Annotated in this window: 1 protein-coding gene; it reads left to right on the top strand. The window is 47.6% G+C overall.

Features of this window, described 5'->3' with window-relative positions:
* On the top strand, window positions 1-2,904 hold a 2,904-nt coding region (locus AC0QH1_RS02730; protein WP_324629273.1), incomplete at its 5' end, for a hypothetical protein.
* Between the last annotated feature and the right edge of the window lie 22 nt (window positions 2,905-2,926).

The following is a 2,926-nucleotide window of genomic DNA, read 5'->3' as shown; positions in this document are numbered from 1 at the left end:
GTCAAGATTGGCGGACAAACAGCCAGCGTCACCAACACCAGTGGCAATCAATACGAAGCCACTTATACCCTGACGGAAAACGATACCGAAGGGGCATTGGGATTCAATATTAATTTCGCTGATGGTGCTGGAAACGCGGGAACGAGCGCCTCTACCACTGACTCGAGTAGTGTCACCTTCAACGCCACCCCCGAGTCGGTTGGGATCTCGTTCGGCAATAGTGACGTCATCACCAATCCGTTGAATTTGGGCTTTACTAAGCTGCAGGAGTCGCTCACCAACAGTTTAGGCAAACTGCCGGTCGTCGGTGAGAGCGTTCAAACCGCAGTTCCGAATTTTTTCAATAAAATTAAAAACCAGCTCAGCACCGGCTTATCGGCTTCGGAAACTTGGGATGCGGCGAAATTCAAACAGGCGATCCAAGACGCTCTGGGCCAAGATTTTGCCAACCTGACGGTCACCGAATCTGTAGGTGAAAACGGAGAACTGCAAGCGATCGTCAATGTCAGCAAAGAGTACAACCCCACGGTGGGGTTAAACGGTGATTTGGGATTGCCCGCTCTAAAGTTGAACGCACAGGGGGATGCCAATACTAAATTCAAGTACGATTTTTCCTTGGGATTGGGTCTCAACGACAAGGGTTTGTTCTTTGATACCAACAATACCAAGCTGACGCTTAATACTGAAGCCGGTTTAGCCGATAATTTTAAGGGGGAATCCGATGTTGGTTTGTTGCCACTGACTTTGGCAAACAACACGAATACCCCCACAAAACTGACCGGGGATTTTCAGTTGTCCCTACAAGATTTAACTGCCGATTTAGGCGGTGTCAACGATGGAAAACTGACCTTTAGCGAACTTGACAAAGGCACCTACAATCTTTCCGAGCTGATTGACACCACGTTAGATACGAAAGGAAAATTGGGGCTGAAGGCACGCACTAACCTTGGGGAGAGTGCGGCTATTCCCTCGTACAACTTCGACCTGAATGCCAACTTCCCGGAGCTAAACTACGATAACGGTCAGTGGAGTGGGCCGCAGGTTCCGAAATTAAACTTCAACAATATCCAGCTTGACTTAGGGAGTTTCGTCGCCGATTTTGCCCAACCGGTGATGTCTACCATCAACGATATTGTTAAACCCATCGAACCTCTCCTTACCGTCTTTAATGGCGATATTAAACCGCTGTCTCATTTTCAACCAGCCCGAGAATTTTTTGACCAAAATGAGGATGGCAAGGTGACGCTGCTCGAAATGGGGGCTGCTATCACTGGCAACGAAATCGATACTAGCTTTCTCGATTCTTTAGAGCAGATCGTCAAAGCCAATGGTCTGCTCACCGACCTCGCAGATACAGGGGGAAATATTACGATTGAGTTGGGTGACTACGAACTCGATTTCGATCCAACGAATCCGAATGCTGAGCTAAAAAACGCGAAGAAAACCCAAATAAAAACCACGGCATCTTCCTTGGAGCAGGCGAAGTCTAACAGCACAACCCAGGAATTGTTCGAGCTGTTTGGCAAAATGGACGGGTTAAGTTTGCCGATTTTTACGCCGAATAATTCGGTAGATTTGTTGCTGGGTAAAGAAGATGTCACGTTGTTTGCTTATCAACTTCCGAAGCTCGACTTTGAATTCGATCTAGGCAAGGAGTTTCCGATTTTCTCCATTCCGGTGGTGAATGTTGGCGTGAATGGGACGTTCGGAATCGACTTGGCAGCTACGTCGAATTTCGGGTTTGGGTTTGATACCTATGGACTGTCTGAATGGAAAAAGTCTGGTTCTTCGGATTATTCTAAGATTTTTGATGGGTTCTATGTGAGCGATCGCCAAAATGCCGATGGAACCGGAGATGACGTTCACGAACTCAAACTCACCGGCGGTGTCAACCTGGGAGGGGGCGTCAGTATTGCAGTAGCCAAAGCTTACCTGACTGGGGGACTTGAGGCCAATCTGAAGTTTGACTTGCTTGATGTGGGGGAAGGAGAGCCTAGCACTGCAACCTATGACAACGCCCGGGAAGGGATGCGTCAGGTACTTAGTGAGTATAGTTACTTGGGCGCTAATCCGGATATCGTAGATGACTTTACGATTTCCTCCAATAAGTATGATATGGACGTACAAGCTTACGAACAGATTCTCGACCCACTGCGCGATATCGTCAAACCGGAGCATGAAAATGCACTCGAAGACGAGATGTATCCGCAAATCAAAGCCATTATTGCCGAACTCGTAGCGGATGAAACTCCGGGAGTTGGAAAGGGAGATGGTAAAGTACGCGCCTCGGAAATTATTTCCCGAATTAGCAATCCCCTGAGTTTATTTGAAATTAATGGGGACGTGAAAGCAGTAATGGACTTTGTGGCCGAGTATTATGTGCCTTTCTCTTGGAACACCGCTTACGAAAAACGTCTAGCGGAAATGCAGCTCGCCGAGTTTCGAGTGTTCGGAACCTCGGCAACGAAAAAGAGCCAAGCGATCGATCCTTATATTAGTGGTGGGTTCGTCTTCTTTGATGCCAACTCGAATCGAGTGTTTGATGACAATGAGCCTTTTGCCTTAACCAATCCAGATGGCACTTTTGAATTAGATATTCAACTGGAACAATTCGATCTCAATCAAAATGGCACAATCGATTCAGCGGAAGGCCGGATTATTTTAAATGATGGGGTGGATGCTTCTACCTTCTTGCCTTTGGTGACACCGCTAACGTCGATCCCAGAGTCGGAGGTCGTCACGCCATTGACGACGATAATTGCCAAGTTGGTGGATCCCGGTCTCGATCCAGCCTCGGCAGAAAATCAGGTCAAAGCGGCGTTAGGATTGCCGGCAGAGGTTAACTTGAGTGTTAAACTAAGTAATTCTGTCACCAAAACTACTCGTCTTCAAAACCGGACTTGAGACTTTCACCTCATCCGGCTCC

The sequence above is a fragment of the Phormidium sp. CCY1219 genome (genome assembly GCF_055795085.1).
Note: the sequence above shows the minus strand (reverse complement) of the source record. Positions and strands in the feature narration are given on the sequence as shown.